Consider the following 7,683-nt stretch of genomic DNA (forward strand, 5'->3'; position numbering starts at 1 on the left):
ACCAAGCATCGTCAGTGTCAGACTTTCACCCACGCGAATTTGGTACGCGCTTTGAGTCCTCTTCGAATCACAAGGCCATGTCCATTGGAGGTTGAGGCCAGCAGTCGATCGTCCCAAATTGGAATCGTGCCTCGCACAAAGGTATCAGCACCCGTTTAGCGGGGTATCAGCACCCGCGTGCTCTTGTTGGCATCGACTGCCTGCTCAACACTATTGCTGCTGCCACCTGTCTGCTCAAACTATTGAAGTCCGAACAACGTCCTGGGATTTCGTGGGAGTTATCCGGAGATGAAACAAACATCGCGTTTACCGGTTGTGATCGGTCTGGTTCTGGCATTTTCATTTGCGGAGCTCGGCGGATTACACGCTGTAACCGTTTCCGAAGACAAGAAGGCCGCTGCGTCTGGAGACAAGAACACCGCTTCGCCCGACCAACAGCAGATGAGAGGTCTTGATGAACAGGTGCAAGAGGTCAAATCGGACGTTCTCAGCATTTCTCAAGAACTAAGCAGGCTCGAGGAGAAGCTGCTCTATCCGTCGGGGACGCAGGTCGCGATCTTTGTTGCGCTAGCTAAGGGCGATCAGATGCGCCTCGACAGCGTGCGACTCCAGATCGACGGTCAGCTTGTCACCCAACACATTTACAGCGCGAAAGAGCTCGAAGCGCTGCGCAAAGGCGGCGTGCAACGGATCTACGTCGGCAACGTGGCAACGGGAGATCACCAGCTCGAGGTGCTTGTGGACGGCAAACTTGACGATGGCAAAGACTTCAGCCGAACAGAACACCTTACCTTTCGCAAAGAAGTGAAGCCAAAGCTGGTGGGATTGACGCTGGCGGGACCGAGTTCAGGCAACGCTTCCGTCGCCATTGGAGACTGGTAATCGATGCGAGCAACACGCAGGGTAATCGGACTCTGCCTGGCCGTGGGAGTTTCCTTTTGTCCAGCTGCGGGCAGCGGAATGCCTGGTGATCAGCCAGCGCCATCCGTTCGCTCCAAAACGGGAAATCCCTCTTCGGAACTGAGGGACCTCTATTTCGGCGAGGCACTCTATCACGCCTACCAGGGTCAGTACTTCGATGCAATCCAGCGGCTCGACACCGAGCTCGGCATGTACCACGGTCTTGATCAGCCCGAACTCGACACACTGCACTACCACGTTAATGAAGCCGAATTCTCGGTCGGCGATTTTGAACTCGACTATCGCATGCATCTCCGCGCAGGTCGCGCTATCAAGGCGGTGCTCGAGGGTGCGGTCGATGAATCGGTACGAAACGAGGCCGCGTTCAGACTTGCCCGTATGAATTTCCAGGAGGGTCAGCTTGACGAGGCGATGCACGCACTTCAACGAATCCAGGGTACGGTGCCGCCGCAGATAATCGATGACGTCGAGTTCCTGCGCGCAAATATTCTCATTGCAACGGGCCGGCCGGGCGAAGCTGTCAACGTGCTAAAGCAGATGCGGAGCGGCGAGGATCTGGCCGGATTTGTCGCCTATAACCTTGGCATCGCGTTGTTGCAGGACAATCGACCGCAGGAAGCAATCGAGCAGCTCGACAAAGCCGGCCAACTGCCCGCCACGGATCCCGCCGGTCTCGCGATCCGCGACAAGTCCAATTTGGTACTCGGCACCATGTTGTTCGAATCTGGGAATTTTGAGCGGGCAAGACAGTCATGGGACCGCGTTCGCCTCGAGGGTCCGTTCTCAAATCAGGCTCTGCTGCGGGCAGGATGGGCAGAGGCCACAGCCAAGCATTACGATCGGGCGCTCGTTCCGTGGAACATCTTGGCCTCTCGTGAACCGACGGACGCCGCAGTGCAGGAGGGCATGCTTGCCGTCGCGAATGCTTATGCCGGCCTGAACCTGAACGGCCGTGCAGCGCTGAAGTATGGAGCCGCGCTCGAGCTCTTCACCAATCAGATCCAGAGGGTCGACGCATCGATCAACAGCATCAGAGAGGGTCATTTTCTGAAGGCGCTGATGCGCGAGGAGACCAGGGAGGACGCAGACTGGGTCATCACGCTGCGCACTTTGCCCGATGCGCCGGAAACTTACTACCTGATGCAGCTGATGGCCTCTCATGACTTCCAGACTGCGTTGCACAACTATCTCGACCTGAAGGATTTGCAGACGAGACTCATCGCCTCGAGGACCAGTCTCGATGCTTTCACCGATCTCATTCGGTTGCGCAAACAAAACTACGCGCCACTGCTGCCCGAAGTAGACGCACAGTTCCGGAATCTCGATGCGCGGATGCGCCTCCGCTTGGAGCAGCGCAAGCAGCTAAGGAATCGTCTCCACGCGATGCTGACTGCACCGCGGCCGGATTATCTGGCGACCGCAGATGAACGGAGCGCCATCGAGCGCATCGCACTCATCGAGAAAAAGCTCGTCAACTCTCACAATCCCGAAGCGCTCGCGATTCGGCAACGCGCGGACCGACTGCGCGGCACACTCACATGGCAACTGGAAACGGAGTACAACGACCGGCTGACTGCAGCCACCATCCACCTGAACGAATTGAACTCAAACGTCGATGCTCTTACTCGGCAGTACGAATCTTTTGTGAGAACAAGGCAGGCGGCGACGCAAAGCTACGTCGGATATGACAAACAGATCTCGCAGCTCCACCAGCGCGTCGACGACGCACAGCAACGCGTCGATCAATTAATCGCGCAGCAAGGACACATAATCGAGGTCGTCGCCATCAACCAGCTTGAACGCCGCCGAGATCGCCTGGTAGCTCAGCAGACTGAGGCTCGCTACGGCGTCGCCGCTAGTTACGACCGAGCTGCGCGCGCCCAGGGCGGGGAGGAGAAGTGATGCGTCGGCTCCACCTCCTCACCATTCCAACGATTCTTGGGCTGGCATTCATGGTCGGCTGCGCCGCGCGTGCCAAGAAGAATACCGCGGGAACCCTGGCAGACCTGCATAACGTTGCCCCCGATGTGAGAGATGTGACCGTCGAGAATGGCCTCGATCAGGCTCTAGAGCAATATCGGAAAATCGTGGAGGAGACGCCGAAGACTGCTATGACTCCCGAGGCCATGCGGCGCCTCGCAGATTTGGAAATCGAGAAGCAGTACGGGATACGAGTAGGCGATGCCAAGCACCGGAAAATGGCCGCCCCGAAATCAGCTCCTGCGATTGCGAGTGACCAGACCAATCGGCCCAATTCCAACGCAGTGGTGGCCAGTGCATCGCGGAAAGAATCCGACAAGGATTTCGAGCGACGCACCACCGCCGCAGCCACGATCCCGACGAACAACAGCGCCGGCGTCGCACCGAATGACGCGTTGCTCGGTAATGCAGATCCCAAGGGTCCACTTGAGGCAATCCATCTTTACGACCGAATTCTCACCGAGTACCCGAATTACGAGCATCGCGACAAAGTTCTCTATCAGAAGGCGAGGGCTTACGACGAGCTCGGTCGCACCGAAGATGCCATCGCTACGATGGAGCAACTGATCCGCGAGAATCCGCATTCCGAGCACTACGACGAAGTGCAGTACAGACGCGGAGAGTACTTCTTCACACGCCGGCGCTACCGCGACGCCGAGAACGCTTACACGGCGGTCGTGAACCTTAAAACCGCGTCATCGTATTACGAGCTCGCGCTCTACAAGCTCGGGTGGACCTTCTACAAGCAGGACATGTACGACGAAGCTCTGGATAAGTACATGGCCCTGCTCGACTACAAAGTGTCGGTCGGCTACGACTTCGATCAGAAACACGAGGAGGAAGATGAACGTCGCGTCGCCGACACGTTTCGAGTTATCAGTCTGAGCTTCAGTAACCTGGGCGGGCCTGAAGCTGTCGGCAAATACTACTCCACTTATGGGAAACGCCCTTATGAAGCTCGCGTTTACAGCAATCTTGGCGAGCACTACCTCGATCAGTTGCGTTACCAGGACGCTGCGAAGACGTACCAGGCGTTCGTAACGCTTTATCCATTCCACCGTGATGCGCCGCGATTCAGCATGCGCGTCATCGAGACTTTCACCAAAGGCGGTTTTCCCCAACTGGTTCTGGAGGCAAAGCGGGATTTTGCTTCCAAGTACGGACTGCAGGGCGAGTACTGGAAGCACTTCAAGCCTGAAGATTCGCCGCAGGTACTCGCCTACGTTAAGACAAACCTGAAGGATCTCGCCACGCACTATCACGCGGAGTACCAGAACGCGCAGGACGCGAGCGAGAAGCTCGCGAATTATAACGAGGCGCGCCGATGGTACGGCGACTATCTTGATTCGTTCCCCAAGGACGCCGATTCACCGACGATGAACTATCGTTTGGCGGACCTCCTGCTCGAGAACCATGATTTCGGCGAGGCGGCAAAGCAGTACGAGCGCACGGCCTACGGATACCCGACGAACGCAAAATCGGCAGCCGCAGGCTACGCTGCCGTCTACGCATACCGCGAGCAACTGAAGGGCGCGACCCCGGCGCAGTTGGATGACGTCAAGCGCAGCACGATCGCAAGCTCTCTCAAGTTTGCCGACGCCTTCCCGCAGCACGAACACGCCGCCGAGGTCCTCGGCGCTGCCGCCGATGACATGTACGAAATGAAGGATTACCATCCGGCGGTCGATGCTGCACAACGTCTGATCGATAGGTATCCAAACACGGACGCGGCCATCCGTCGGTCGGCATGGCTTGTCGTTGCGCACGGCTCATTCGAGCTCGCCGAGTATCCTCAGGCTGAAAAGGCGTTTACGCAAGTCCTGGCGGTCACTCCCAACGATGACAAGTCGCACGCCGCACTCGTCGACAACTTAGCTGCGTCGATCTACAAGCAGGGCGAGCTCGCAAGCAAGGCGGGCGACGATCGCGCCGCAGCCGCTCACTTCCTGAGGATTCGCACGGCAGCACCTACGTCCACGATCCGTCCAGCGGCCGAATACGATGCAGGCGCTGCGCTGATCCGAGTGAAAGACTGGACCGCAGCAATCAACGTGCTCGACGCATTTCGTACCAGCTTTCCCGATCACAAATTGCGGCTCGAAGCTGATAAACAGATCGCGCATGCCTACCGAGAAAACGGTCAGTTGGCGAACGCTGCTGTGGAGTATGACCACATCGCCTCCAAGACCGATGATCCGAAGTTGCGTAGCGAAGCGCTTCTCGTCGCAGGCGATCTCTATGAGAAATCCAATTCGCGGGATCACGCCCTGGATGCTTACACCCGCTACGTCAACGAATTTCCCAAGCCGGTTGAAACTGCCCTCGAGACTCGCTCGAAGATCGCAGAGATGTACAAGGCGGCGAACGACGATGCGCATTACCAGGATCAGCTGAAGCAAATCGTGAGCATCGACGCGAGTGCTGGAGCAGACAGAACTGGCCGTACAAAGACGATAGCGGCGCGCTCGGCGCTGGTCCTCGCGGAACGGACCTACCAGGATTTCGCAGTCGTAAAGCTGACGCAACCGTTTGAGATCAGCCTGAAAGCGAAGAAGCAGCGGATGGATGCCACCGTCAAGGCAATGAGTCAGTTGGTGGATTACGAAATCGCCGACGTCACGGCAGCCGCCACGTACTACATAGCTGAGACCTACTCGAACTTCGGAAAATCGCTCCTTCAGTCGGAGAAGCCCACGAATCTAAACGCAGCAGAGCTGAAAGACTACGAGGATACCCTCGATGAGCAAGCGTTTCCCTTCGAGGAGAAAGCCATTAAGGTACACGAAAAGAATATGGAAATGTTGCGCGCTGGCGTTTTCGACGACTGGACAAAGAAGAGTCTTGAGAGACTGACCGAGCTGATGCCAGGCCGCTACGCGAAACCCGAAATGAGCATTGGCTTCCTCACTGATATCGAAATTTACGCATACCGGTCGCCGTTGTCTCCGGTCGCGGCGCCAGCGACGGGCAATGCCGGCACGACGACAGGCAATGCCAATGCAACGCCAAGCACGATCGGCCACGCCAACACCACGAGCAAGCCTGATTCCTCGGCAGGCAGTGCCAACACTATGCCGAGTAAACCTGATCAGACGATGCAGCCGACACCGCAACCCGCAGACAAAGGAATGGTGAACCATGGGACTTCGCAATAACACCCGTACCATCAAAGCGATTTCTCGTGGGATAGCCTGGTTGGCCGTGGTTGCAGTCCTGGGCTGCGCACCTGCAGAGCGGCGAACGGCGAAAGCTGGCTCGACGATCGCAAAACCTCCGGTGGAAGCGCCACCGTCACCGTTGTCCATCGACGTCCAGCGGGACGCTAGTGGCGTCACGTTCACGCAGCACGTTCCCGTAACGGACCAGGTACGCGCCGACTACGACGCGGCCGTGCACATGCTGGACCAGGCGCAATACGATCAGGGCATCGCCTTGCTGCTCAAGGTAACAGCACAGGCGCCCACATTAACGGCAGCCCAAATTAATCTCGGCATCGCCTACGAGCGCACCGGAGACCTGGACAAAGCCGAGGCCAGTCTGCGCAAGGCGCTGGAATCGAATCCGCAACACCCCGCCGCCTATAACGAACTCGGTCTGGTGCAGCGGCGCAAGGGAGAGTTCGCCAAGGCGCGCGCGAGTTATGAAGCGGCGCTCGCACAATTTCCGGAGTTTCATTATGCGCACAAGAATCTCGCCATTCTGTGCGACCTGTATCTCGGAGATTATCCGTGCGCGCTGGAGCATTACGAAGCGTACAGCCGACTCGTTCCGGACGACACAAACGTCCCAAAATGGATCGCCGACGTTCGCAACCGCCAAGGCCAAAAGGAGAAGCGATGAGCCGATATTTATTATTTGCACTGCTGCTGGCGAGTGCAGCCGCGTTGGCTGCCGATAAGCCTAAGACTCAACACGCCGACGTCGCCGCCACGGCCCAGAAAAAGACGGAAGCCGCCCACCCAGCCACACAACGCGCGCACGCCAAGATGGAGCCCGCGCAGCGAGCAACTGAAGAGCCGCAGGCAAAGACAGAAGAGGCCCAGGGCAAGACTGAACAGGCGCAGTCAAAGCCCGACGAAGGCTCGAAGCTGGCTTCCGTCCCCGATGCAAAGGCGCTCGGCATGTCTATCTTGGGAAATCAAGACGCGCCCAAGTCGCTGGTTATTGTTCCATGGAAGACCTCGGAACTCGGCGACTCGCCCGGCATCTCACCGATGCTCGACGACTCCAGGCAGCCCGTAGACAAGGAAGTCTTCATGCGGTCGCTGCGCTACTACGAGATCAGGTCGAAAACAAAGCCTTAACAAAGTTGTGCATGTCGTCACAGAATTTTGATCTTCTACTGCAGGGCTATCAATCTGCGCGATGCAGCAGCCTGCTTCGCCTTTCAGGAGCCGCGGACGCTCCCAGCATTGCTGTTCCCTGATAACTAACTCTGTTTTCGGCGTTGGGAAATGGTGGAGCTAGTCGGGATCGAACCGACGACCTCATCGTTGCGAACCATGTTGTCGACGGTGCAACCACCAAAGTTGTCAATCACTTGGATCGCCCAGAACCCCGTTCAATTGGAACGGAATGGAACGTAATTCAACCGCGGAGCGGCGCTGTTTGCCTCATCGCTCCTCCGAATTGAATGTCAAACCCAGACTGCGAGTTCCTGTGCTGATGCGATGAATCCCGAAACGGTACGGCCATTAAAGGATTTGAATATTACAGAAATGCTGTGCACCATGAGGCTACTGCGACAAAGCCTAAGGTAGATATCAATAGATACCGAGGATA

At 57.3% G+C, this 7,683-nt stretch carries 5 protein-coding genes; all 5 read left to right on the plus strand.

The window, feature by feature from the left end; translation table 11 throughout:
• The first annotated feature begins 288 nt into the window (after positions 1 to 288).
• The 5 genes from VFU50_21275 to VFU50_21295 are packed head-to-tail and all read left to right on the plus strand — an operon-like array spanning position 289 to position 7,205.
• Positions 289 to 882 (plus strand): hypothetical protein, encoded by a 594-nt coding sequence (locus VFU50_21275; protein ID HEU5235403.1) that lies wholly within the window; start codon positions 289 to 291, stop codon positions 880 to 882.
• A 3-nt stretch (positions 883 to 885) separates the two neighbouring features.
• Positions 886 to 2,823 (plus strand): tetratricopeptide repeat protein, encoded by a 1,938-nt coding sequence (locus tag VFU50_21280; GenBank protein HEU5235404.1) that lies wholly within the window; start codon positions 886 to 888, stop codon positions 2,821 to 2,823.
• Positions 2,823 to 6,056 (plus strand): tetratricopeptide repeat protein, encoded by a 3,234-nt coding sequence (locus VFU50_21285; GenBank protein HEU5235405.1) that lies wholly within the window; start codon positions 2,823 to 2,825, stop codon positions 6,054 to 6,056. Before VFU50_21280 ends, VFU50_21285 begins: the two co-directional genes overlap by 1 nt.
• Positions 6,040 to 6,741 (plus strand): tetratricopeptide repeat protein, encoded by a 702-nt coding sequence (locus VFU50_21290; protein ID HEU5235406.1) that lies wholly within the window; start codon positions 6,040 to 6,042, stop codon positions 6,739 to 6,741. Before VFU50_21285 ends, VFU50_21290 begins: the two co-directional genes overlap by 17 nt.
• A complete protein-coding gene (locus tag VFU50_21295) occupies positions 6,738 to 7,205 on the plus strand; it encodes a hypothetical protein (protein HEU5235407.1) in 468 nt (155 codons plus the stop codon). Before VFU50_21290 ends, VFU50_21295 begins: the two co-directional genes overlap by 4 nt.
• Positions 7,206 to 7,683 lie beyond the last annotated feature (478 nt).

This window comes from Terriglobales bacterium, from assembly GCA_035764005.1.
Classification (GTDB): Bacteria; Acidobacteriota; Terriglobia; order Terriglobales; family Acidobacteriaceae; genus Gp1-AA112.

Excerpts from the sequence above, each read along its gene's own strand:
- VFU50_21280 (HEU5235404.1), top strand. The coding sequence starts at position 886 with ATGCGAGCAACACGCAGGGTAATCGGACTCTGCCTGGCCGTGGGAGTT.
- VFU50_21290 (HEU5235406.1), top strand. The coding sequence starts at position 6,040 with ATGGGACTTCGCAATAACACCCGTACCATCAAAGCGATTTCTCGTGGG.
- VFU50_21275 (HEU5235403.1), top strand. The coding sequence starts at position 289 with ATGAAACAAACATCGCGTTTACCGGTTGTGATCGGTCTGGTTCTGGCA.
- VFU50_21285 (HEU5235405.1), top strand. The coding sequence starts at position 2,823 with ATGCGTCGGCTCCACCTCCTCACCATTCCAACGATTCTTGGGCTGGCA.
- VFU50_21295 (HEU5235407.1), top strand. The coding sequence starts at position 6,738 with ATGAGCCGATATTTATTATTTGCACTGCTGCTGGCGAGTGCAGCCGCG.